General features: G+C 66.2%; 22 protein-coding genes. 10 read left to right on the top strand and 12 right to left on the bottom strand.

Translation table 11 applies throughout. The features are described from left to right. Positions 1-80: 80 nt before the first annotated feature. Positions 81-797, bottom strand: coding sequence for a ribonuclease PH (gene rph / locus C4S73_RS13210; protein ID WP_103872982.1), 717 nt, complete (start codon positions 795-797; stop codon positions 81-83). A gap of 149 nt (positions 798-946) precedes the next feature. Between rph and hrcA the strand changes: the two genes are divergently transcribed. The 3 genes from hrcA (at position 947) to C4S73_RS13195 (ending at position 3,033) form a co-directional block, all read left to right on the top strand. Beyond that, positions 947-2,029, top strand: coding sequence for a heat-inducible transcriptional repressor HrcA (gene hrcA / locus C4S73_RS13205; RefSeq protein WP_103873264.1), 1,083 nt, complete (start codon positions 947-949; stop codon positions 2,027-2,029). Then, a complete protein-coding gene (locus C4S73_RS13200) occupies positions 2,026-2,685 on the top strand; it encodes an ankyrin repeat domain-containing protein (RefSeq protein WP_342210572.1) in 660 nt (219 codons plus the stop codon). The genes hrcA and C4S73_RS13200 overlap by 4 nt, the downstream gene beginning before the upstream one ends. 96 nt (positions 2,686-2,781) lie before the next feature. Next, complete coding sequence (locus C4S73_RS13195; RefSeq protein WP_103872981.1) at positions 2,782-3,033, top strand: DUF3297 family protein; 252 nt, start codon at positions 2,782-2,784, stop codon at positions 3,031-3,033. Between the two features lie 21 nt (positions 3,034-3,054). Here C4S73_RS13195 and C4S73_RS13190 read toward each other — a convergent pair whose 3' ends face one another. Together C4S73_RS13190 and C4S73_RS13185 are read right to left on the bottom strand one after the other, a co-directional pair. Continuing rightward, positions 3,055-3,585 (bottom strand): GNAT family N-acetyltransferase, encoded by a 531-nt coding sequence (locus C4S73_RS13190; RefSeq protein ID WP_103872980.1) that lies wholly within the window; start codon positions 3,583-3,585, stop codon positions 3,055-3,057. Then, positions 3,582-4,184, bottom strand: a complete 603-nt coding sequence (locus C4S73_RS13185; RefSeq protein ID WP_103872979.1) for a helix-turn-helix domain-containing protein — start codon at positions 4,182-4,184, stop codon at positions 3,582-3,584. The genes C4S73_RS13190 and C4S73_RS13185 overlap by 4 nt, the downstream gene beginning before the upstream one ends. A gap of 135 nt (positions 4,185-4,319) precedes the next feature. On the opposite strand from C4S73_RS13185, the gene C4S73_RS13180 reads away from it, so the two are divergent. The 6 genes from C4S73_RS13180 to C4S73_RS13155 all read left to right on the top strand — a co-directional run bounded on the left by C4S73_RS13180 (position 4,320) and on the right by C4S73_RS13155 (position 10,337). Beyond that, complete coding sequence (locus tag C4S73_RS13180; protein WP_103872978.1) at positions 4,320-5,093, top strand: YiiX/YebB-like N1pC/P60 family cysteine hydrolase; 774 nt, start codon at positions 4,320-4,322, stop codon at positions 5,091-5,093. Positions 5,094-5,149: 56 nt separating this feature from the next. Then, a complete protein-coding gene (gene lepA, locus C4S73_RS13175) occupies positions 5,150-6,955 on the top strand; it encodes a translation elongation factor 4 (RefSeq protein WP_103872977.1) in 1,806 nt (601 codons plus the stop codon). 122 nt (positions 6,956-7,077) lie between these two features. After that, positions 7,078-7,821: a transporter substrate-binding domain-containing protein gene (locus tag C4S73_RS13170; protein ID WP_200828011.1), complete on the top strand. Its 744-nt coding sequence runs from the start codon at positions 7,078-7,080 to the stop codon at positions 7,819-7,821. A 176-nt stretch (positions 7,822-7,997) separates the two neighbouring features. Then, complete coding sequence (locus C4S73_RS13165; RefSeq protein ID WP_244595587.1) at positions 7,998-8,537, top strand: hypothetical protein; 540 nt, start codon at positions 7,998-8,000, stop codon at positions 8,535-8,537. Positions 8,538-8,640: 103 nt separating this feature from the next. Next, a complete protein-coding gene (locus C4S73_RS13160) occupies positions 8,641-9,243 on the top strand; it encodes a L,D-transpeptidase (RefSeq protein ID WP_103873261.1) in 603 nt (200 codons plus the stop codon). A gap of 56 nt (positions 9,244-9,299) precedes the next feature. Then, positions 9,300-10,337: an amino acid ABC transporter substrate-binding protein gene (locus tag C4S73_RS13155; protein WP_103872976.1), complete on the top strand. Its 1,038-nt coding sequence runs from the start codon at positions 9,300-9,302 to the stop codon at positions 10,335-10,337. Here C4S73_RS13155 and C4S73_RS13150 read toward each other — a convergent pair. From C4S73_RS13150 to hydA, 7 genes are all read right to left on the bottom strand, one after another. Beyond that, positions 10,334-12,229 (bottom strand): dipeptide ABC transporter ATP-binding protein, encoded by a 1,896-nt coding sequence (locus tag C4S73_RS13150; protein ID WP_103872975.1) that lies wholly within the window; start codon positions 12,227-12,229, stop codon positions 10,334-10,336. The genes C4S73_RS13155 and C4S73_RS13150 overlap by 4 nt on opposite strands. Before the next feature lie 3 nt (positions 12,230-12,232). Next, positions 12,233-13,120 (bottom strand): ABC transporter permease, encoded by an 888-nt coding sequence (locus C4S73_RS13145; RefSeq protein WP_200828010.1) that lies wholly within the window; start codon positions 13,118-13,120, stop codon positions 12,233-12,235. A 13-nt stretch (positions 13,121-13,133) separates the two neighbouring features. Beyond that, the gene (locus C4S73_RS13140; RefSeq protein ID WP_103872974.1) at positions 13,134-14,090 is read right to left on the bottom strand and encodes an ABC transporter permease; all 957 of its coding nucleotides are present in this window, start codon (positions 14,088-14,090) and stop codon (positions 13,134-13,136) included. Positions 14,091-14,187: 97 nt separating this feature from the next. Continuing rightward, positions 14,188-15,690, bottom strand: coding sequence for an ABC transporter substrate-binding protein (locus tag C4S73_RS13135; RefSeq protein ID WP_103872973.1), 1,503 nt, complete (start codon positions 15,688-15,690; stop codon positions 14,188-14,190). Between the two features lie 36 nt (positions 15,691-15,726). Continuing rightward, positions 15,727-16,383, bottom strand: a complete 657-nt coding sequence (locus C4S73_RS13130; protein ID WP_103872972.1) for a DUF1028 domain-containing protein — start codon at positions 16,381-16,383, stop codon at positions 15,727-15,729. Further along, positions 16,380-17,615, bottom strand: a complete 1,236-nt coding sequence (locus tag C4S73_RS13125; RefSeq protein ID WP_160115765.1) for a RidA family protein — start codon at positions 17,613-17,615, stop codon at positions 16,380-16,382. Before C4S73_RS13125 ends, C4S73_RS13130 begins: the two co-directional genes overlap by 4 nt. A gap of 238 nt (positions 17,616-17,853) precedes the next feature. Further along, on the bottom strand, positions 17,854-19,335 hold the full coding sequence (hydA, locus tag C4S73_RS13120) for a dihydropyrimidinase (protein WP_103872970.1): 1,482 nt from the start codon (positions 19,333-19,335) through the stop codon (positions 17,854-17,856). Positions 19,336-19,421: 86 nt separating this feature from the next. Here hydA and C4S73_RS13115 point away from each other — a divergent pair, with 86 nt between their 5' ends. After that, complete coding sequence (locus tag C4S73_RS13115) at positions 19,422-20,081, top strand: aspartate/glutamate racemase family protein (protein ID WP_103872969.1); 660 nt, start codon at positions 19,422-19,424, stop codon at positions 20,079-20,081. An 82-nt stretch (positions 20,082-20,163) separates the two neighbouring features. Here the strand turns inward: C4S73_RS13115 and C4S73_RS13110 are convergent, their stop codons facing one another. Further along, positions 20,164-21,447, bottom strand: coding sequence for a hydantoinase/carbamoylase family amidase (locus C4S73_RS13110; protein WP_103872968.1), 1,284 nt, complete (start codon positions 21,445-21,447; stop codon positions 20,164-20,166). After that, a complete protein-coding gene (locus tag C4S73_RS13105; protein WP_103872967.1) occupies positions 21,444-22,400 on the bottom strand; it encodes an agmatinase in 957 nt (318 codons plus the stop codon). The genes C4S73_RS13110 and C4S73_RS13105 overlap by 4 nt, the downstream gene beginning before the upstream one ends. Positions 22,401-22,402: the final 2 nt, after the last annotated feature.

Genomic DNA, 22,402 nt, shown 5'->3' with positions numbered 1-22,402 from the left:
GAGCGGCGTGGCTTACGATGGATCCCGGATCTCCGCTTCGCTGCGTCCGGGATGACGTCCTGGTTTCCTGCATAGACAAATCAGGCCACCGCCGCCTTCTGCAGCGCGACCAGCTGGCTCACCCCGCCCTTGGCGAGTTTGAGCAGTGCCATCAGCTCCTCTTCCGAGAAGGGAGCGCCCTCGGCCGTGCCTTGCACCTCGACGAGCCCGCCGCCGCCCGTGATGACGAAATTCGCATCGGTCTGCGCGCCGGAATCCTCGACATAATCGAGATCGAGCACCGGGTTGCCGGCGACGATGCCGCAGGAGATCGCCGCGACATGGTCCTTAAGCGGGTTGGAGCCCTTCAGCATGGAGCGACCCTCCATCCATTTCAGCGCATCGTGCAGAGCGACCCATGCGCCGGTGATCGAGGCCGTGCGCGTGCCGCCATCGGCCTGGAGCACGTCGCAATCGACCACGATCTGGCGCTCGCCGATCGCGGTCAGATCGACCACGGCGCGAAGCGAGCGCCCGACCAGCCGCTGGATTTCCTGCGTGCGGCCCGAGGGCTTGCCCGAGGTGACCTCGCGGCGATTGCGCTCATGCGTGGCGCGCGGCAGCATCGCGTATTCCGCGGTGACCCAGCCCTTGCCGGTGCCGCGCAGCCAGGGCGGCCCCTTTTCCTCGACGGTCGCGGCGCAGAGCACTCGAGTCTCGCCGAAGCTCACCATGCAGGAGCCTTCGGCGTAGCGCACCACGCCGCGTTCCAGCGTGACCTTGCGCATTTCGTCGGCGGCGCGTTTGGAGGGTCGCATGGGCTTGTCCTGATTTATGAAGTTCGCGCGGCTTGTAGGCGGTTCGCCGGGGGGCGGCAAGGCGAGCCCCACAGGACCGCCGTTTTCGCTTGCTCCTGTCGAGCGCCGCGAGGACAATGTGGCATGCCAAGTTTGAGCCGTTTCCTGCCATGAGTGCGCCGCTTCGCCCTGAGTCTTCGGGCGGGCTGGTCGAGACCGACCAGCGCTCGCGCGAGATATTCCGTCAGATCGTCGACGGCTATCTCGCCACCGGCGAACCCGTCGGCTCGCGCAATATCGCGCGCCTGTTGCCGATGGCGCTGTCGCCGGCGACGGTGCGCAACGTCATGACCGATCTCGAGCTGGCGGGGCTGATCTATGCGCCCCACACCTCTGCGGGGCGCCTGCCTACGGAAAGAGGCCTGCGCTTCTTCGTCGATGCGATGATGGAGGTCGGCAACCTGACCTCCGACGAGCGCACCCGCATCGAGGCGCAGATGAAGGCGGCTGCCACGGGGCGCACTTTGGATGCGACGCTGACAGAGGCCTCGGCCCTGCTGTCCGGCCTGTCGCGCGGTGCCGGCGTCGTCGTCACCACCAAGGCCAATTCCCGGCTGAAGCATATCGAATTCGTCCGCCTCGACCCGGCCCGCGCCCTGGTCGTTCTGGTCGCCGATGACGGCACGGTCGAAAATCGCCTGCTGGCGCTGCCGCCGGGCCTGCCGGCTTCGGCGCTGACGGAGGCCGGCAATTTCCTCAACGCCCGTATTCTCGGCAAGACGCTGGGCGACCTGCGACGCGAGATCGCCGAGCATCGCGCCGAGATGGAGCAGGAGCTCGACACCCTGACCGCGCGGCTGGTCGAGAGCGGCATCGCGACCTCCTCGGGACCGAGTTCCGACCGGCATCTGATCGTGCGCGGCCAGGCCAATCTGCTGGAAGATCTGAAGGCGCAGGAGGATCTTGAGCGCATTCGCCTGCTCTTCGGCGATCTCGAGACGCAAACTGACGTCATCGACCTCCTGAGCCGCGCCGAGGCCGGCGACGGCGTACGCATCTTCATCGGCTCCGAGAACAACCTGTTCTCGATGTCGGGCTCTTCGATGGTCGCTGCCCCATTTCGCGATGCCGAGCAGCGCATCGTCGGCGTCGTCGGCATCATCGGCCCGACGCGGCTGAACTATGCCCGCATCGTGCCGATGGTCGATTATACCGCCAAGGTCGTCGGCCGCCTGCTGGACAGCGGGCGGTGAACGCTGGTTTGCGGCTGCTCCTGGCCGGCTTCGGGATGTTTCTCATGACGATTTCGGCATTTGGTGCGAGCCCCGAGCTTCTGGCTGCCGCTGGCGCGGGCCGAACCGCCGAGGTCGCCCGGCTGATTGCGGCGGGGGCCGATCTCGAAACCCGCGATACCCAGGGGCGTACCGCCTTGCTGCTGGCTGTCGACGGCAACCATGTCGCAGTCGCAAAGGCCCTGCTGGCGGCCGGCGCGAGCCCGAATACGCAAGCCGCCAATCGCGACACGCCCTGGCTGCTCGCGGGCGCGTCGGGCCGGACCGAGATCGTGGCGGCGATGATCCCGCTGAAGCCGGATCTCACGATCCGCAACCGCTACGGCGGCAATGCGCTGATCCCGGCCTGCGAGCGCGCCCATGTCGAGACGGTGCGATTGCTCCTGACCAGCGGCATCGATCTCGACCACGTGAACGACCTCGGCTGGACCTGCCTGCTGGAAATCGTGATTCTCGGGGATGGTGGGCCGCGCCATCAGGAGGTCGCGAAGCTGGTGCTCGACGCCGGCGCCAATCCCAGCCTCGCCGACAAGGACGGCGTCAGCCCGCTCACCCATGCCCGCCAGCGCGGCCAGCGCGCGGTCGCGGCCCTGATCGAGCAGGCCGGCGGACGCTGAGGCGACGCTCGATTTGGCATTGGCCGAAGATGGCGTTACCTCTGCGCGCAACGCGACATCGCTCGCGGCCAAAATCCGCATGCCAAGGCCAGACACATGACCGACACGCTTCCCGACCGCCTTTCCTCGAACCCCAACAGCCCGTTCTATAACGAGGAGCTGCTTTCGCGGGACATCGGCGTGCGCTTCAAGGGCGTCGATAAGACCAATGTCGAGGAATATTGCGTCAGCGAGGGTTGGGTCCGCCTGACCGCCGGCAATGCCAAGGACCGCTTCGGCAACCCGATGACGGTGAAGCTCAAGGGCGAGGTCGAGCCCTATTTCCGTCAGGCCGTTCCCGAAGCCTGAGGCGCTCTCGGGCCGGCCCTTTCAGGCCAGATTCTTGTAGAAGAACGTCGAGCCGCAATCGCTGCCATCCGGCATCAGGGCGAAGCGCGGAATCGTGCCGACTTCGCTCCAGCCGAGCCGGTTGTAGAGCCGCCGTGCCGCGCCGTTCTCATCGGTGTCGAGGACAAGCAGGTTGCGCCCGGCTTCGCGCGCTGCCGCTTCGGCCGCACGCATCAACGCTTCGCCGATGCCCTGTCGTCGCGCGCTGGAGTGGACGAGGACCTTGGCGATTTCGGCCCGGTGCGGCTGGTTCGGCTTGCCGATCAGATGCAGCTGCGCCGTGCCGACGATCTTCGATGCGCTGCGGGCGACGAGCAGGAACACCTGTCCGGAGGCGAGTTCGGCCACGATGCCGGTCCAGTAGCGCTCGAAATCGGCAAGAGTATTCCAGTCCATGAAGCCGACGGAGGCGCCATTTGCCACGGCGTCCCGCAGGATGTCGGTCAGCGCGGGCAGGGCGGCGCCCGCAGCGCCCGTGTCCAAAATGTCGATGGCAATGTCTGGCTTGGTCATGCGGCATGGTCCGGGAAGGCGCCGCTCCTGGCGGCGACGATGACGACGTAGCGCACCGGCGTAGCGCCGGGGTTGTGATAGGCGATCGAACTGCGCAGATGCATCTGCAGGCAATCGCCCTGGGCAAGCTGATGGCGGATTTCTCCGAGCGTCAGCTCCAGCGTGCCCTCCAGAATCCAGATCTGCTGGTCGAGGGGCGGCGCGCTGGCTGCGCTGTCGAGCACGACATGCGCGCCCGGCGGCAGCTCGACCTCGACGATCTCGAAGGCCGAGCCCGTGCCACGTGGCGAAACGTTGCGGCGCAGATAGCCACTCGCAGGGTCACGCCAGACCGGCTGCGCGGCGCTGCGAGCCAGCGGTTCGCCCTGAGAGCCATCTTCGAGCAGCGCCGACAGGGTCAGGCCGAGCCCCGAGCCGAGCCTGACCAGCAGCGCTGCCGTCGGGCTCGATTCGCCGCGCTCGATCCGCGAGATCATCGCGCGGCTGACGCCTGTGCGCTCGGCCAACGCATCCAGAGTCAAATCCTGGTGCAGCCGGGCCGCTTTCAGCCGCGCGCCGAGCCGGCGGTCGATGTCCAAAATGTCTTCGGTAAATTCCATGATAGTAGAAATATTCGATGATCATGGAATTGCAAGCGCGAAAGCGTGATGGGCCCGACGCTGTCCCGGCGGGCGCCAGCCGCGCTAGGATTGCACGGGCCGGCGCTCTTCCGGCCTGGGTAGGACTGCCCTGCGATGAGCTCGATGCTCGATGGCCTTGGACGCCTCCTCGTCCGCTTCCTCACCCGGCCGAAACTGGAGGCGCGGCCCGTCGATGCCCGTTCGCTGGCGCGGCTGGAGGCGGTGCTCAAACCCGGCGATGTGCTGTTGGTCGAGGGGCATGCGAAGATCTCGACCGCGATCAAATATCTCACCCAGTCGACTTGGTCGCATGCGGCGCTTTATGTCGGCAACACCGGGGCCAGGAGCGAGGCGGGCGAGCCGCTCGTGCTCGTCGAGGTCGATATCGAACATGGCTGCATCGTTTCACCACTGTCGAAATATGGCGCTTTCGGCACGCGCATCTGCCGCCCGCAAGGGCTGGACGATGATGGATGCGCAGCCGTCATCGCCTACGCGCTCAGCCGTCTCGGCACGCGGTACGACCTGAAGAACATCGTCGATCTCCTGCGCTGGCTGGTGCCGCTGCCGCTGGTGCCGTCATCATGGCGACGACGCATGATCGCGCTTGGCTCGGGCGATCCGACGCGGGCGATCTGCTCGACACTGATTGCGGAGGCGTTCGAGCGGGTGGGTTATCCCGTTCTGCCGACGATCGAATATGCGAAGGCGATGGGACAGCGCGATATCCGCGAAATCCTGCATATTCGGCATCACTCGCTCTATACGCCGCGCGATTTCGACATCTCGCCCTATTTCGCGGTGGTGAAGCCGACGCTTGAGGCCGGCTTCGACTATAAGGTGCTGAACTGGGGCGACGGGCCGGGGCCTGCAGCCGGGCAGGACTGACATCGACGCCACCGCAAACCCTTGGCGCAACCCGCCGACACTGCTATTGCGCGCCCATGAGCACGAAGACCTTCGACAACATCCGCAATTTCTCGATCGTGGCGCATATCGACCACGGCAAGTCGACGCTTGCCGACCGGCTGATCCAGACCACCGGCACGGTGGCGGCGCGCGACATGAGCGAGCAGATCCTCGACTCGATGGATATCGAGAAGGAGCGCGGCATCACCATCAAGGCCCAGACGGTGCGGCTGGACTACAAGGCGCAGGATGGCAAGGATTACATCCTGAACCTGATGGACACGCCCGGCCATGTCGACTTCGCCTATGAGGTCTCGCGCTCGCTGGCGGCCTGCGAAGGTTCGCTGCTGGTCGTCGACGCCTCGCAGGGAGTGGAGGCGCAGACGCTCGCCAACGTCTACCAGGCGCTCGATGCCGGGCATGAGATCGTCACCGTCCTCAACAAGATCGACCTGCCGGCCGCCGAGCCCGAGCGCATCAAGCAGCAGATCGAGGACGTGATCGGCCTCGACGCCTCCGAGGCCGTGCCGATTTCGGCCAAGACCGGGATCAACATCGAGGGCGTGCTCGAGGCGATCGTCAAGCGGCTGCCGCCGCCGAAGGGTGATCTCGATGCGCCGTTGAAATGCCTGCTGGTCGACAGCTGGTACGATGCCTATCTCGGCGTCGTCGTGCTCGTGCGCGTCATCGATGGTACGCTGAAAAAGGGCATGACCATCAAGATGATGCGGGCCAACGCCTCCTATGGCGTCGACCGCGTCGGCGTGTTCAAGCCCAAGATGCTCGAGGTCAAGACACTCGGCCCCGGCGAGGTCGGCTTCTTCACCGCCTCGATCAAGGAAGTTGCCGATACCGCGGTCGGCGACACCATCACCGACGACAAGCGTCCGACGACGCAGGCTCTGCCGGGCTTCAAGCCGGTTCAGCCGGTGGTGTTCTGCGGCATTTTCCCGGTCGATGCGGCCGATTTCGAGATGCTGCGCGCCGCGATGAGCCGGCTTCGCCTGAACGACGCCAGCTTCTCCTATGAGATGGAGACCTCGGCCGCGCTCGGCTTCGGCTTCCGCTGCGGGTTCCTGGGGCTGCTGCATCTGGAGATCATCCAGGAGCGGCTGGAGCGCGAGTTCAACCTCAACCTGATCTCGACCGCCCCCTCCGTGGTCTATCACCTGAAGCTGCGCGACGGCTCGCTGCTCGAATTGCACAATCCGGCGGATATGCCCGATGTGATGAAGATCGAGACGATCGAGGAGCCCTGGATCAAAGCGACGATCTTTACGCCCGACGAATATCTCGGCTCGGTGCTGAAGCTCTGCCAGGATCGCCGCGGCGTCCAGACTGACCTGTCCTATGTCGGCTCGCGCGCCAAGGTCGTCTACGACCTGCCGCTGAACGAGGTGGTGTTCGATTTCTACGACCGACTGAAGTCGATCTCGAAGGGCTATGCCTCCTTCGACTATGCCATTACCGACTACCGCGAGGGCGACCTCGTGCGCATGTCGATCCTGGTCAATGCCGAGCCGGTCGACGCACTCTCGATGCTGGTTCACCGTTCGCGCGCCGATGCGCGTGGCCGGGCCATGTGCGAGAAGCTCAAGGACCTGATCCCGCCGCACATGTTCCAGATCCCGGTGCAGGCGGCGATCGGCGGCAAGATCATCGCCCGCGAGACCATCCGGGCGCTGCGCAAGGACGTGACCGCCAAATGCTATGGCGGCGACGCGACCCGCAAGCGCAAGCTTCTGGAGAAGCAGAAGGAAGGCAAGAAGAAGATGCGGCAGTTCGGCAAGGTCGAAATCCCGCAGGAAGCCTTCATCGCCGCGCTCAAGATGGATTCCTGAGCGCGTCGCGGTTGCCTGTTTGCAGGCGGCTCGGCTGCGGACCCATGCAGTGAAGGCGCTTGTCGGCGAGGCGTTCCCTGGCGGATAACACGGGCGAGCCCGGATGGCGCAGGAGAACGAACATGCAGTTTCGCCCCGATATCGGCACGATGTCCCCGACGCTGCGCGAGCTTCTCGCGCCGGGCAACGTCCTGCGTGCCGGCATCAACCTGTCGAACTTCCTGCTCGTTTCGAGCCGCACGGCGGATGGTGATCCAGCCGGCGTCTCGCCTGACATGGCCCGCGCCATCGCCGACAATCTCGGCGTCGGCCTGCGCTACGTCCCCTACCAGAATCCGGGCCTGCTCGCCGATGCGGCAGCGCGCGACGAGTGGGATATCGGGCTGATCGGCGCCGAGCCGCAACGCGCCGAGGTGATCGACTTCACGCCGGCCTATGCCGAGATCGAGGCGACCTATCTCGTGCCGCCGGGCTCTCCGCTGGTGGACATCGCCGATGTAGATGCTCCCGGCGTGCGCATCGCCGTCACCGGCCGCACGGCCTATGGGCTTTGGCTTGACCGCAATATCAAGCAGGCGGAACTGATCCGCTCCGCGACGCTCGATGATGCGATGAAGGATTTCCTCGATCGCAAGCTCGAGGCGCTCGCCGGCCTGCGGCCGAGGCTGATTTCCGACCTCGCCCGCATCCCCGGCTCCCGGATGCTCGATGGCCGCTTCATGACGGTCCAGCAGGCGGTCGGCACACCCAAGCTGAAGGGTGAGGCCGTCGAATACCTGACGAAATTCGTCGAGGCCGCGACCGCGTCCGGCTTCGTCGCCGATCTGATCCGCAAGCATGGAATCGAAGGCCTGAGCGTCGCCTGAAGGTCTTTCGGCATGCTCGCATCGATCCCCCGCGCTGGCTCGCGCCGACAACCCAGTCTTGCGAAGCAGATTCGCCGTTGTCGGCGGCCGCTGTCTGTCGCATGTTGTGTTCAGTCAAAGGCTCGAACCAATCGAGCGCGACACGGCTGGAGGGCGATGTGGGACGAGGGGCTCTGATGACGCAGGTTGCCTGCGTGGATATTCGAGATCGCGACGACGCTGCGGCGATCGAGCTTCCGGCCCTTCCTCCAAAGCGCATCCTGTCGCTGGCGGGTGCTGCGCTGATCGCCTTGATGGCGGCAGGCTGTGCGTCCACTTCGGTGGAGCAGGTTGCCGTGATCAGCAGCCCGTCGGGGCCCACTTCCTTTGCGCGGGAGCGCCTGATCGGCCGCTGGGGCATCGCCTCCTTCCACAACGAGAAGGACCGCAAGCGCACCGAGGCCCAGGCCAAGGCCCAGTGCAACCTGCCCTATGTCATCGCCAAGGGACCGACCGATGGCGTGATGATGCATGTCGCCGACGATCCGAAACTCTATGAGCTGAAGCTCAAGGGCGGGCCGGCCGGCAAGACCTATCTCGGCTTCGAGGCACCTGCCGGGGACCCGCAGGACCGCGAGATCCTGTCGGCGACCGACAATCTTCTGACCATGCGCTTCGTCGATCCCGATGCGCTGCGGCGTTACGGGACATTCGTCTTCGTCCGCTGTGCGGGTTGACGAGTACAGCAACGCCTTTCCCTGTTGCAACGCCTTTCCCTGTAGAGTGAAGTGAACGGAGACGCCGGTGATCAAGCTGAAGGCTGCATCGATCTGGGCTGTCATGGCCACCGCTGCGGGGCTCTCCTTGTCCCTCGCCTTGCCGCATCCAGCCTCGGCCCAGGGCGGCGGCAAGACGCCGGACAAGGAAACGCTCGACATCGGCGACGAGCCGGGCCGCGTTTCGACTGAAGAGGTCGTGATCACCGACGGGCCCTATGCGCGCCAGGCGGTCTTCTTCCGCTCCAATGAGCCGCCGGGCACCCTGGTGGTCCACACCTCCGAGCGCTTCATCTATCTGGTCCAGCCGAACAACCGCGCGCTGCGTTATGGCATCGGCGTCGGGCGAGAGGGTTTCCAGTGGTCGGGGTTGGTCAAGATCAGCCGCAAATCCGAATGGCCGGACTGGCGCCCGCCCCCGGAGATGATCGCGCGCCAGCCCTATCTGCCGCGCTTCATGGCGGGTGGTCCGGGCAATCCGATGGGCGCGCGCGCGCTTTATCTTGGATCGACCGTATTCCGGGTCCACGGCACCAACCAGCCCGAAACCATCGGCCAATCGATTTCGTCGGGCTGCTTCCGGCTCGCCAATGGCGACATCATCGACCTTTACGACCGCGTGCCGGTCGGCACGAAGGTCGTCATCCGCCATGGCGCCAGCCTCTAACGATCGGTTCGGCGCCTGAAATCCGCAGTTCATTCTTGTCACGGGGATCGATACTCATGCTGAACGCGGTAAAGACCCACGCGCGATACGCATTCGCCTGTCTGGGAGCTGCTGTCCTGGGCGCCGCCGCTCTGCCCGCTGCGGCGGGGACGCTCGATACGGTCAAGCAACGCGGCGTCCTGCAATGCGGTGTCAGCGAAGGCCTCTACGGCTTTTCCGAGCGGAACGCGCAGGGTCAATGGTCGGGCTTCGACGTCGATTTCTGCCGCTCCGTGGCGGGCGCGATCTTCAATGACCCCTCGAAGGTCAGCTTCGTGCCCCTCTCCGCCAGCGACCGTTTCGACGCGCTGCGGGCCGGCAAGGTCGATCTGCTGTCGCGGAACTCGACCTGGACGCTCGAGCGCGAGGCCGGTCTCGGGCTCGCCTTTGCCGGCGTGACCTATCATGACGGCCAGGGTTTCATGGCGCAGCGCGCGTTGAACGTGACCTCGGCGCTCGAGCTGGAAGGCGCCAAGGTCTGCGTCGAGGCGGGAACGACCACACAAGCCAATCTCGCCGATTTCTTCCGCGCGAATGCGATGAAATATGAGGAGCACGCCTTTCCGACCAGCGCGGAGGCGCTGGGCGCATTCGAGGCGGGCCGGTGCAATGTCCTGACGCGGGATCAATCGGCACTCTTTGCGGAGCGGCTGAAGCTGGGCAAGCCGGGTGAGGCCGTCATCCTGCCTGACGTTATCTCCAAGGAGCCGCTCGGGCCGGTCACGCGCGCCGATGACTTCCCCTGGTTCAACATCGTCAAATGGGTGAACTTCGCGCTGGTGAATGCCGAGGAGCTCGGCGTTTCCTCGGCGACTGCGGTCGAGGCGATGGCTTCAGGCAAACCCGATGTGCGCCGTTTCGTCGGCACTGAGGGCGGGCTTGGTAAGATGCTCGGCCTGGAGAACGACTTCGCCCTCCGCGCTGTCCGCGCTGCCGGCAACTATTCCGAGATCTACGAGCGCAACCTCGGCGTCCAGTCGCGCCTCGGCATCCCGCGTGGCCTCAACCAGCTCTGGAGCACAGGCGGCATCCTCTACGCGCCGCCGCTGCGCTAGGCGGACAGGATTTCGGACGAAACCGCTGTCGGGCCCCGCCCGTGTATGGGCCCGTCGACGCGTGGCACCGCTGAAAGCAGCTTGATCGTATAGGGGTGCCTGGGTGCCCGCATGACTTCCTCCGCAGACCCGATCTCGACCATCTTGCCGCGATGCATCACGGCGATGCGGTCGGCGAGATGGGCCACGATCGAGATGTCGTGGGAGATGAAGAGATAGGCCACGCCGAGCCTGTCGCGCAGATCGGCGAGCAGATTGACGATTGCCGCCTGCACGGAGACATCGAGCGCCGAGACCGGCTCGTCGCAGACGATGAAGCGCGGCTCGGTCGCCAGGGCGCGGGCAATGCCGACGCGCTGCTTCTCGCCGCCGCTCATCTGATGCGCATAGCGGTCGGCGTAATGGGCCGGCAGCCTGACCAGGTCGAGCAGCGCATTGACGCGAGCCGGGATGTCTCCAGGCGCAGCAAGCCCAAAGCGCTGGATCGGCCGCCCCAGCAGTTCGCGAATGGTCTTGCGCGGGTTCAGTGAGGAATCGGGGTTCTGGAACACGATCTGCGCGGTGCGCCGCATGCTTTCGAGCGCGCGCTGCGGCTTGTCGGAGACCGTTTCCCCGGCGATGCGGATCGTGCCCGAATTGGCTTCGGTCAGACGCAGGATCGTGCGGCCGAGAGTGGTCTTGCCGGAGCCGGATTCGCCGACAAGCCCCAGAACCTCGCCGGCTGCGACCTCCAGCGAGATGTCGTCGACCGGGGAGATGATGACCGGCGTCCTCATCGGCCGCCAACCCTCGAAGCGGAGCGGTCCATTGCTCAGGACGAAGCGCTTGGTCAGCCCTTCGACCGCGACCACCGGTTCTGTCACCGCCGGGGCTGCATCTGCTGCGCGCACGACCGGGGAGGACGGCGCGTCCTCGCCCAGCACCGGCCAGGCGATGTCCCGCAGAGCCTCGGCTTGTGTGCAGCGGACCTTGCGGGCACCGATGTCGCGCAGCACTTGGGGCGCTTCGCTGTCGGGCGTCGCGAAGGGGCAGCGTCGTGCGAAGCGGCAGCCAGTGGGAGGGTTGCGCAGATCGGGGAGGCGGCCTGGTATCGAGGCGAGACGGCCCTTCTTCTGTCCGAGCCGCGGGATCGCCGCCAGCAACCCCTTGGCATAGGGGTGGACCGGCCGCTGCAGCACGTCCTCGGTCGCGCCCTGCTCGACGATCTGCCCGGCATAGAGCACGGCGACCTCGTCGGCGATGCGCCTGACCACGCCGAGATTGTGGCTGATGAAGAGCATCGTCAGGCCGCGCCGAACGCGCAGGGATTCCAGCAGGTCGAGAATCTGCGCCTCGATGGTGACGTCGAGCGCCGTCGTCGGCTCGTCGAGGATCAGCAGCTCCGGCTCCGAGGCGAGCGCGCCCGCGATCAGCGCGCGTTGGCGCATGCCGCCGGACAGTTCGTGCGGGTAAGCCTTGGCGACGGCTTCCGGATTGATGATGCCGACCTCGTCGAGAAGCTCGATCGCGCGGGCAAAGGCACGCTCCTGCGTGAAGCCGCGATGATGAATGAGCCCCTCGCCGACCTGGTCGCCGATGCGCAGCGACGGGTTGAGCACCGAGAACGGATCCTGGAAGACGAGACCGATGCGCGAGCCGCGCAGCCGCCTGCGCTCTTCCGCATTCATGGTCAGGATATCCTGCCCGTCGAACAGGATGCGGCCCGCCGGCAGTCGCGCCTCGGGCGGCAGCAGGCCCATGGCGGCGAGCGCGACCGTGCTCTTGCCGGACCCGGATTCGCCGACCAGCGCCAGGGTCGAGCCCTTCGCTACGGTGAGCGAGACCGAGGACAGCGCCTCGATCTCGCCTGCGGCAGTTCGGTAGCGGACGGTGAGATCGTCGATGGCGAGCATGGCTCAGGCCTTTCCCAGGCGCGCCTTCAGGCGCGGATCGAGCCGCTCCCGGGCGCCGTCACCCAGCAGATTGATGCCGATCACCAGCAGGCACATGGCAAAGCCCGGCGCGAGCGCGATCCAGGGCGCGCGGTCGAGGAAGGAGCGGGCCTCCGAGATCATCAGCCCCCAATCGGAACTCGGCGGCTGGGCGCCGAGCCCCAGGAAGCTCAGCGCCGAGCCGAGCAGGATCGCATAGGTCACGCGCAGGCTCGCCTCGACGATCAGCGGCGGCCAGGCATTGGGCAGGATCTCGCGGAACAGGATGTAGGAGGTGCTCTCCGCCCGCGCCCGCGCCGCCTGGATGAATTCCTCATTGGCAAGCGAGAGCGTCACGCTGCGGGCGAGCCGCGCGATCGGCGGAATGTAGACGAAGCCGACGGCGAGCGCGGTCTTCCACAGGGCCGGAGGGGTGACAGCCAGCACGAGTAGGCCGAGCATGATCGGCGGCACCGCCATCAGGACATCGGCGCCGCGCATCAGCGCCTCGTCGATCCAGCCCCGGAAATAGCCGGCTGCGAGGCCCATCGGCACGCCGATCGCAAGGCTCACGACGGTCGCGCTGACGCCCATGGCGAGCGAGAGCCGCGTGCCCATCAGCAGGCGGCTGAGCACGTCGCGCCCGTATTCGTCGGTGCCGAGCCAATAGGTTGCGTTCGGCGGCAGGAAGCGCGTGCGCATCGAGATCGTGTCCCAGGGATGCGGGGCGATCCAGGGCGCGAGCAGGCCGAGCAGGATGATGGCGCCGGTGATCGCAAGCCCGGCCTTCAATTGCAGGGACATCGGCTTGCGCGGCGGCGCGGCGGGGGCGTCTTGCAGCACATCCTGCAAGGCAGGGTTCGCGGTGGTCATGGCGGGGGCGGGATTACGCGACATTGCGGCCAAACCGGATTTTTGGGTTGAAACGGGCGTAAAGCAGGTCGGCCAGAAGATTGGCGAAGGCATAGATCGCGGCGACGACGAGGATCGCCGCCTGCAGCGTCGGCAGGTCGCGGTTCTGAATGGAGAAGACGACGAGGCGGCCCAGGCCGGGATAGGCGAAGACGGTCTCGACCACGACGATGCCGCCCATCAGCCGCCCGAAATCGAGCGCCAGCACGGTGATCGTCGGCAGCAGCGCATTGCGCAGCGCGTGGTGCAGCACGACGACGCGTTCGGGCAGGCCCTTGGCGCGCGCAGCGGTGACATAGGGGCTCTGCATCACCTCGATCATGCTCGACCGGGTCAGCCGCGAGACATGGGCGAGATGACCGAAGACCAGCGTGATCGTTGGCGCGATCAGGTGCTTGGCCCATTCCCAGACGCCGGCCGAAAGCGGTTCGTAGCCCGAGGCCGGCAGCCAGCCGAGCCAGGACGCGAAGATGACGATCACCACGATCGCCCAGAAGAACTCCGGCACGGCGATGCCGAGATAGGTCGCGACCGAGATGCCATGATCGAGCGGGCGGCCATGGCGCAGGGCCGCCACGATGCCCAGGCCGACGCCGATCACGGCGATCAGCACGAAGGATACGCCGGTCAGCATCAGCGAGCGGCCGATAGCCTCCGCCAGGATCGGGCCGATCGGCCGGTTCATCAGTGTGGACTCGCCAAGATTTCCGCTGAGGAAACCACCGGCCCAGCGCAGATATTGCTGCCAGATCGGATCGGTGAGCCCGAGCTTCAGCTCCAGCGCATGCACCTGTTCGGGCGTCGCGAAGGAGCCCAGGATCAGATAGGCGACGTTGGCAGGCAAAAGCGCGGTGATGCCGAATACGAGCATCGAGACCGCCACGAGGACGAGCACCACGAAGACGAGGCGCCTTGCGACATATGCGACCATGACTGCCCGCTCCTGGCGTGAGGTGGTCTTGCGCGGAAATGCGCTGCCACCCCGCCTGGCGCTCATGCGCGCCGGGCGGGGGCAGGCTTGTTTCCGTTCAGGGCTTCAGCGAGACGCTTTTCAGTTCCAGCCACTGCATCGGGGTCGATTTGAAGCCTTCGACCTTCTTGCTGACGCCGTTCACATGCGCGGCCGAGTAGGCGATGATTCCCGGAACGGTCTCCTCGACCACCGCCTGGAACTTCTCGAACAGCGCCTTGCGCGCGGCCTCGTCATTGGTCTTGCGGGCCTCGTCGAGGAGCTGGTCGACGCGGGCGTCCTTGTAGAGCCAAAGCTGCTTGTTCCAGCTTCCGGTCGAATGGTAGAACGGATAGATCGCGGTATCGATGGTCGGCCGGGCGAAATAGCCGTCGACATACATCTGCGCCTTGCCCGCGACATTGGCGGTGTAGGAGGCGAAGGGAACCCGCTCGACATTGATGCGGATGCCGGCGGCCTTGGCCATGTCGCGCACGGCGACGCCGACGCGCACGCGCTGCTCGCGCTCCTGGGGAACCTGCATCGGCACGTCGAACCCGTTGGGGAAACCGGCTTCCGCCAGCAGCTTCTTCGCCTTGGCGATATCGGGCGGATTGAAGGGCAGCGACTTGTTGAAATAGGGATGGCTGGGAGGGATCGGGCTGAAGGTCGGGTCGCCCTGTCCAAACAAGGCGAGCTCGACGATTGCGGATTTGTCGATCGTCAGGGCCAGCGCCTGCCGCACGCGCACGTCGTTGAAGGGCGGGCGGTCGTTGTTGAGGATGACGCCGTCCCAGGTCGGGGTCGAGACGCTGTCGGTGCGGACGGTCGGATGGTTCTTGAACTTGTCGACCGACTCGTAGGCCATGCTCCAGACGATATCGAGAGAGCCCGATTCCAGAGCGGCGATGCGCGCCGCCGATTCAGGCACGATGCGCAGCGTCACGCCGTCGAGCTTGGGCAGGCCTTTCTCGAAGTAATCGGGGTTCTTGACCAGTTCGAGACGGTCGCCGGGCGACCAGGACTTGAACATGAAGGGGCCGGTGCCGATCGGGTTGGTCGACAGCTCAGTGAGCTTGTCCTTGGGCACGATGCGCAGGTTGCGGTCGGCGAAGATGTCGGCAAAGCCGGCATAGGAAATGTTCAGGTCGAATTTCACTGTCAGGGGATCGACCGCGGTGACGTTGTCGACCATCGACAGGCTGGTGCGGGAGCGCGACCCCGTTGCCGGATCGAGGATGCGCTTCATCGTGGCGACGACATCCTCGGAATTCATGACGCGGCCATGGTGGAACTTCACGCCCTGGCGTAGCTTGAAGGTCCAGGTCTTGAGGTCGTCGGAAGCGCTCCAGCTCTCGGCGAGGTCGGGCTTGACCGTCATGTCCGGATCGATGCGCGAGAGGCCGTTGAACACCAGATGGACGTAGACGTATTCGTCGCCGATCGTCGTCTTGGCCGGGTCGAGCTGGCTGAGCGTGGTGCCCAGCGCGACCCGGACCGTGCCTTGGGCAAAGGCCGGCGCGATGGCGGCGGCGGTGGAGAGGCCCAGCGTGAAGGCCAGTACGGATAGAAGTCGTCGCATTGGTATCCCCTCTTTTTGTTTGGTCGGTATCGAAGATCAGGGCGTGATGACGGACTCCGGATCGAGGGCTCGCGCCACATAGAGTTCCGCCATCGGCTCGTATTCGCGCCAGAGCCGCGCCAGCGTCGCGATTGGATCGGCATCGCTGTCGACGCGCAGGTCGACATAAGGAAAGGGCTGGCGGTCGGCGACGACGAGCGCGGTCGAGACCAGCGGCTTGCACTCCCCGCCTGCGGCGTCGCCCGCGGCAAGCGCGGCGATCAGGCGCGCGGCCAGCGGAGCGGCGGGGTCGGCCTCGAAGGCCTTCACCATCGCGGCCGGCACCTCGGCCGAGCGAACGATGTTGCCGAGCGCGACGCAGTCGAGGCCATGGGCTTCCGCCAGTTCCGGCTTGACGCTGGCGCCGCTGAACGAGGCGGTTCGCCCCTCCTTGTCGATCAGCGCGAGCTGGCGCCAGTCGCTGCGCGGCGTGGCGGCGACGACGGAATCGATCGCCTGCTGCGCGCTGAAGCCCCGCCCCAGCAGGTCGAGCATCAGCGGCCCGAGCCGCGGATCCGTTATGTGCTGCGTCAGTGCCGCGCCGATGCCGGCAGACGCATGCGAGCAGCGCGAGCCGACGGCGATCGAGGAGGTCGTGACGACCGCGCCGAACATGCCGGTGCGGGCGCAACGGCCGGCGAGCGAGAACGTCATCGGGAGCTCTTCTTGATAGCCACGATATCGACTTCCATCAGCAGCTCCGGGCTGGCGAGCCCCTTGACCACGACGGTGGTGAAGGCAGGCGCGACGCCATCGAGACGACGCAGGACGACCGCGTTGACCTCGGCGAGATAGGCGCGGTCGGTCACATAGACCGTGGCCTTGGCGACATCCTCCAGCCCGGCTCCGGCTTCCGCCAGCAGGGTTTCGACATTGTCCATCGCCTGCTCGGCCTGAGCCTTGGCATCGCCGGCGCCATAGAACACCTCGTCGAGCCCCATGCCGGTCTGCCCGCGCAGGAGCACGCGGTCACCCGCGACGACGGCCATGCAGAACTCGCAATCGAGCTGCTGGCCTTGATGGCCATAGCGCGCGGCGCTGGAATGATAGGGTCGCACCCGCTGATGCGACTTGCCGCCCTGTTTGCGCAGCAGCGTGACGTCGATCTCGAACAGGATATCGGCCCGCGCGAAGGCCGTCGTGACGATGCCCGTCGAGACCGGCCGGATGCCCCCGAAATGCTTGCCGATCATCGGGTAGACGGCGGAACGGTAGCCGCGATCGCTGATATAGACGGTGATCTTGGCGATATCCTCCATCGAGGCGCCGGCCTCGGCGAGCAGCGTGGCGAGGTTCGCTAGAGCGAGATCAGTCTGTGCGCCGGCATCCTCCGGCGTGCGTCCGGCCGCCTTGATGCCGGTATGGTCGAGGCCCGCACCGGTCTGGCCGCGCACGAAGAACTCCTCGTCGCTGGCGAGCACCATCGCGCCCTGCCAGGGGAAGCCCTGCCCGTGCCAGCTTTCGAAGGTATAGGGCCGGGTATGGCGGGGAGGAGAGCTCGGGATCGCGGCTTCGGCGTCGATCTGCACGATCAGCTCCGGCAAAGCGAGCCCGGCCACAACGAGGCCGGTACTGACCGGGCGGACATTGGGCAGCCGCTGCGCGATCACGCCGTAGACGCCGGCCCGGAAGTCGCGGTCGACGATGCAGGTGGTGAGCTTGGTGAGGCTGGCCAGCGAACCGCCGGCCGCCTTGAGAGAGGCTTCGAGCGTGTCGAGAGCTGCATGGGTCTGCGCTGCCGGATCGCCATGGCCGATGACGCTGCCATCGGGCTGGAGCGCGGTGGCGCCGCTGAGGAAAACGCGCTCGCCGGCGCGCACGGCGCCGGAAACAGGAATGGCTCCGGCGCCAGGCAGAGCGGAGGGGGCGGTGGCGAAGCGGCTCATCATGTCTCCATCGTCAGCAATCTCTGCTGCCCCCGAGGTCTGGAGCAGGTCTCGCCTCAAGCCGCGCGGCAGATGCAAGAAAGGCACCTGCCCAAGATGGGCGCTCGCACAGACAAGACTCCGCGCGTTGGCGCGCGCCGCCTTTGGCAAGATGGCAAAGCGTAGTGAGAGGCAGGCCGCCGATCGAATTAAAATGCCGGGCTGATTATTCAGCGCGCTTATAGCCGCGCGCGCAACGTCACAGGATGTTGGCCCCGAAATTGGTCGCCGGATCCATGTCGAGGGTGAGCCTTCCGGTCGGCTCGGCCGCTCGCCCGCCGGTCCGCCCCAGCCATCGACCGGAGCCCGGCGCCGCCTTGAGTGCGCCGGCTGCGACGACATCCTGCCCGCGCAGGATGACGCGCTCCGGCCAGCCTTTCACCGTTCGCCCTGCGAAGGGTGTGAACCCCGCCAGATCATGCATCAGCTCGTCGCTGATCGTGACCTCGCGTTGCGGATCCCAGATCGCGATATCCGCGTCGAAGCCTGGTTGGATCGCACCCTTGCGCGGCAAATTGTAGAGCGCGGCCGGTGCCGTCGCGGTGAGTTCGACGAAGGCCTCGATCCCGCGACCGGCGAATTCCGGCCGACCTTTCGAGACCAGCGCGTCGAACAGCAGCGGCAGGCGGGTTTCCAGTCCCGGCAGGCCGTTGGCGATCTGCTTGAAATTCGGATTGGGCCCCGCCGAGAGCTTGCCGGTCTCGTCGAAGCGATAGGGTGCGTGGTCTGACGAGATGGTCTGGATGTCGCCCAGCGCCAGCGCCTGCCACAGTGCATCCTGGTCCGCGACCTCGCGCGGCGGCGGCGAGCACATCCATTTGGCGCCCTCGACCCCGGGCTTGTCGAGGTCGTGCTTGGTCAGGAACAGGTATTGCGGGCAGGTTTCCGCGAAGACCTTGAGGCCCTGGCCACGCGCCTGCCGGATGACCGCCGCGCCTTCCGCCGTCGAGACGTGGAAGATCATGATCGGCTGGTCGATCAGCGCGGCTTGCGTGATCAGACGGGTGAAGGCCTCGGCCTCGGAGCCGCGAGGGTGGCTGATCGAATGGTATTTCGGCGCGGTATAGCCGCGTTCGACCAGCTTCCTGCCCATCCAGGAGATCATGCCGTGGTTCTCGGCGTGGACGCAGACGAGCGCCCGGTTCTCGCGGGCGGTCAGCAGCAGGTCGAGCAGCGGCTCGTCATCGACCTTGATCAGGTCATAGGTCATGAAGACCTTGATCGAGGCATGGCCTTCCTTGATCAGCGCAGGCAGGTCGGTCTCGATCGTCTTCCTGTCGGGATTGGCGACGATCATGTGGAAGGCGTAGTCGATCAGCGCGCCGCGCTTCGCCAGGACGGAATAATCGTCGACGACCTTTCGAAGATCATTGCCGCGATGCTGTGCGGCAAAGGAGATCAGCGTGGTGTTGCCGCCGAAGGCCGCCGAGGTCGTGGCGCTTTCGAAGGTGTCGGCATTCAGGAGGCCGCCAGCCGAGACCTGCTCGACATGGGCATGCGTATCGATGCCGCCCGGCAGCACGAGCTTGCCGCGCGCATCGATCTCGCGGGCGCCCTGCGCCAGCCCTGAGCCGATGGCGGCGATCGTTCCGTCGCGCACCGCGACATCGGCCTCGAAGGCGCCGGATGCCGTCCCGACCGTGCCGCCACGGATGACGAGATCATAGGGCTGGGTCGTCATGTCGTTCTCCTGCTGGACGCGGTGGGCGCGGGGGCCGATGATGGAAGCCAGGACGATTCAAGCATAGCTGCAACGGACAAGGCACCATGTCGCGCAGAGCCCGCATCCTCGTTATCAATCCCAATTCCAACGAGGCGGTCACGGAAGGGCTGCGCCAGGCGGTCAGGCCGCTGTGCTTCGCGGAGGGGCCCGAGATCATCTGCGAGACGCTGACGGAAGGCCCTTTCGGCATCGAGACCCAGCAGCATGCCGACAGCGTGCCGATTCCGCTGCGTCGCCGGATCGAGGCCGCCAACGACGTCGATGCCTTCGTGATCGCCTGCTATTCCGACCCCGGATTGCATGTCGCCCGCGAGGGCACGAGCAGCCCGGTCTTCGGCATCGCCGAAAGCGGCGTGCTGACGGCGCTGACCCGGGCCGACCGTTTCGGCGTGATCGCGATCAAGAGCCGCTCGATTCCGCGCCATATCCGCTATCTCCGGCAGATGGGGCTGATGGACAGGCTCGCCGGCGAGCGGCCGCTCGAAATGTCGGTCGCCGAGACGGCAACCGGAGACCGCACGCTCGACCGGATGATCGAGGTCGGCCGCGAACTGAAGGAGAAAGACGGTGCCGGCGCTATCGTGATGGGCTGCGCCGGCATGGCGCGCCATCGCCGCCCGCTCGAAGAGGCGCTCGGCATTCCCGTGATCGACCCGACACAGGCCGCCGTCGCGATGGCGATCGGCATCATCGCCGTGAGGTGAGCCTCGCCGCGACGGGCGCCGTCGCTGGGGCCAGCGCGCGACCGGATCGCGTGCGCCGTCCGCCATCATGGCGCTAGCACCTTCAAGCGGCGTGATCCGCAATCCAGCTCGCCAGAACCGCGCAGGCGTCGAGGAAATCATCGATCTCCATATGCTCGCGCGGGTTGTGGCTGCCATGCTCGTTGCGCACGAAGATCATGCCGACGGGAACGCCCGCCGCTGCAAAGGCAGCCGCATCATGCGAGGCGGGACTGCCGAGCTTGGTGGAGGCGATACCAAGTCGCGTCGCCGCATCCTGCATCTCCGAGGCGATCGCGGGATCGACCATGCCTACGCTTGCCGAGGCGCGGCGGCCGAGTTCGAAGCGGACCTTTCTCCGGGCCTCGATCTCACTGATGATCGCCAGCATCCGCTTCTCCGTGTCGGCCAGCACGGCGGGATCATAGGCGCGCACGTCCAGGCTGAAATGGAAGAGGCCGGGAACCGTCGTCAGCCCGTGGACCTCCGCATCGGTGTGGAAACGGCCGAAGGTTATGGCCAGCGGAATGCCGGCTGCCTCCTGCTCTTCCCATAGGCGGTCGAGCGCCATCGCGAATTCGGCGCCGGCCATCGCGGCGTCGTGCCGGAAGCGCCTGGGCGTGCCGACATGATCGTGACGGCCGGTGATGCTGGCGTTGGGATAGCGGAAATTGCCGGGGATGCCCGAGCAGATCGCCAAGGGCAGGCCGGCATCGAACAGGCTCGGCGCCTGTTCGATATGCACCTCCAGAAAGGCGCGGATCCCGGCCGGATCGAGCTCCCGATCGCCCTTTCGGATCGCCTGGCTATCGCCGCCGCATGTATCGATGTGGTCGGCGAGGCTGCGGCCCGTATCGATCCGCCTGGCTTCAAGCGCGCTGTCGGGCAAGGTGCCCAAGGCCGAGCGGCTGCCGATATAGGATACCTCGAACCAGACGCTCTCTTCGGCGCGGATGCCCATCACGGTCACGTTGCAGCGGGGCTGCAGGCCCAACTCCCGGAGCGCGGCTATGGCGGCGAGACCGGCGACCACGCCGGCCGCCCCGTCGAAATTGCCGCCATGCGGAACGCTGTCGAGATGCGAGCCGATCAGGATGCGGGGCGCTGAAGACTCGCTGCCCGGCCAGGTCAGATAGGTATTGGCGGCGGCATCATGGCTGACCCGGAGCCTGGCGTCGGCGCCATGCGCGGCGACGAGCCGGTGCGCGAAATTCTCGCCGGCGCCATAGGTGTCGCGCATGATGCCGGGCTCGCCCTGGCTTCCCTGCGCCAGCCGATCGAACAAGTGCTCGACCGTTGCGCGCTGCGCGGCGATCGCGGCCTTTATCGCTTCGGGAGCGAAGCTCACGCGCGCGCCTCGAAATAGCCGGCACGAACCGCCGCGCCGATCATGTTGACGATCAAGCGCCCGGCCGTGATGCAGGTGATCTGGTTGACGTCCTGGCGCGGCGTGATCTCGACCACATCCATGCCGACGACGCGGCCCTTCGCAACCAGCCCGTGAATGAGCTTGCGGGCTTGCGGAAAGGTGACGCCGCCCGGGCATGGGCCGGCGACGGCCGGCGCGATGGAGGGGTCCATCCCGTCGAGATCGACCGTGAGGTAGTAGCGTCCACCAGCCGGGATCCGGTCGAGCACGGCTTCCATGCCGTGGTCGTGCAGTTCGTAGGCGCTGATCAGATGCGCGCCATAGGCGCGGGCAGCCTCGACCTCCTCGTTGCGCGCGCTGCCGGTGGCGCGCAGGCCGATCTGGAAGATCTCGCCGACATGCGCCATCTCGGACGCCCGCCGGATCGGACTCGAATAGCCCTCGCGCACGCCGTTCACATCGTCGCGCCAATCGAGATGCTGGTCGATCTGGATCAATGTGATCGGGCCTTCGCCATCCATGGCGCGCAGGACGGGGATCGGCACGCCATGGTCGCCGCCGATGACGATCGGCATGGCGCCGGCGGCGAGGATTTTGCGCACCGCAGCCTCGGCGCGACCGTAATGGCCTTTCAGGTCTCCGATATCGGCGGCGACGTCGCCGCAATCGACGGCGCGGATTGGCCGGTTGTCATAGAGCGGCCCGCCGAGATCGAAATCATAGCGCTCGATCGAGCGCACGATCCTGTCGCTGGCGCGGCGCATCGCGGCCGGCATGTTGCTCTGGTCGTTGACGATCTCGGGCACGCTGTAGGCATCGCCATAGGGGATGCCTAGAAAGGCGATGTCGGCCTTGAGCGTGTCGAGATCGGTGGCGAGTTCGGAATAGAGAAAGGTCTGATGACCGGTCTTGGGTACCGTGGTGAGGGTCATGT

Source organism: Allobosea lathyri, from assembly GCF_900108245.1.
Taxonomy (GTDB): domain Bacteria; phylum Pseudomonadota; class Alphaproteobacteria; order Rhizobiales; family Beijerinckiaceae; genus Allobosea; species Allobosea lathyri.
This window is presented reverse-complemented; position numbering and strand designations above follow the sequence as displayed.

Coding starts and splice junctions, on each gene's coding strand:
- rph (WP_103872982.1), bottom strand. CDS start 797: ATGCGACCCTCCAAACGCGCCGCCGACGAAATGCGCAAGGTCACGCTG.
- hrcA (WP_103873264.1), top strand. CDS start 947: ATGAGTGCGCCGCTTCGCCCTGAGTCTTCGGGCGGGCTGGTCGAGACC.
- C4S73_RS13195 (WP_103872981.1), top strand. CDS start 2,782: ATGACCGACACGCTTCCCGACCGCCTTTCCTCGAACCCCAACAGCCCG.
- C4S73_RS13190 (WP_103872980.1), bottom strand. CDS start 3,585: ATGACCAAGCCAGACATTGCCATCGACATTTTGGACACGGGCGCTGCG.
- C4S73_RS13185 (WP_103872979.1), bottom strand. CDS start 4,184: ATGGAATTTACCGAAGACATTTTGGACATCGACCGCCGGCTCGGCGCG.
- C4S73_RS13180 (WP_103872978.1), top strand. CDS start 4,320: ATGAGCTCGATGCTCGATGGCCTTGGACGCCTCCTCGTCCGCTTCCTC.
- lepA (WP_103872977.1), top strand. CDS start 5,150: ATGAGCACGAAGACCTTCGACAACATCCGCAATTTCTCGATCGTGGCG.
- C4S73_RS13170 (WP_200828011.1), top strand. CDS start 7,078: ATGCAGTTTCGCCCCGATATCGGCACGATGTCCCCGACGCTGCGCGAG.
- C4S73_RS13165 (WP_244595587.1), top strand. CDS start 7,998: ATGACGCAGGTTGCCTGCGTGGATATTCGAGATCGCGACGACGCTGCG.
- C4S73_RS13160 (WP_103873261.1), top strand. CDS start 8,641: ATGGCCACCGCTGCGGGGCTCTCCTTGTCCCTCGCCTTGCCGCATCCA.
- C4S73_RS13155 (WP_103872976.1), top strand. CDS start 9,300: ATGCTGAACGCGGTAAAGACCCACGCGCGATACGCATTCGCCTGTCTG.
- C4S73_RS13150 (WP_103872975.1), bottom strand. CDS start 12,229: ATGCTCGCCATCGACGATCTCACCGTCCGCTACCGAACTGCCGCAGGC.
- C4S73_RS13145 (WP_200828010.1), bottom strand. CDS start 13,120: ATGACCACCGCGAACCCTGCCTTGCAGGATGTGCTGCAAGACGCCCCC.
- C4S73_RS13140 (WP_103872974.1), bottom strand. CDS start 14,090: ATGGTCGCATATGTCGCAAGGCGCCTCGTCTTCGTGGTGCTCGTCCTC.
- C4S73_RS13135 (WP_103872973.1), bottom strand. CDS start 15,690: ATGCGACGACTTCTATCCGTACTGGCCTTCACGCTGGGCCTCTCCACC.
- C4S73_RS13130 (WP_103872972.1), bottom strand. CDS start 16,383: ATGACGTTCTCGCTCGCCGGCCGTTGCGCCCGCACCGGCATGTTCGGC.
- C4S73_RS13125 (WP_160115765.1), bottom strand. CDS start 17,615: ATGAGCCGCTTCGCCACCGCCCCCTCCGCTCTGCCTGGCGCCGGAGCC.
- hydA (WP_103872970.1), bottom strand. CDS start 19,335: ATGACGACCCAGCCCTATGATCTCGTCATCCGTGGCGGCACGGTCGGG.
- C4S73_RS13115 (WP_103872969.1), top strand. CDS start 19,422: ATGTCGCGCAGAGCCCGCATCCTCGTTATCAATCCCAATTCCAACGAG.
- C4S73_RS13105 (WP_103872967.1), bottom strand. CDS start 22,400: ATGACCCTCACCACGGTACCCAAGACCGGTCATCAGACCTTTCTCTAT.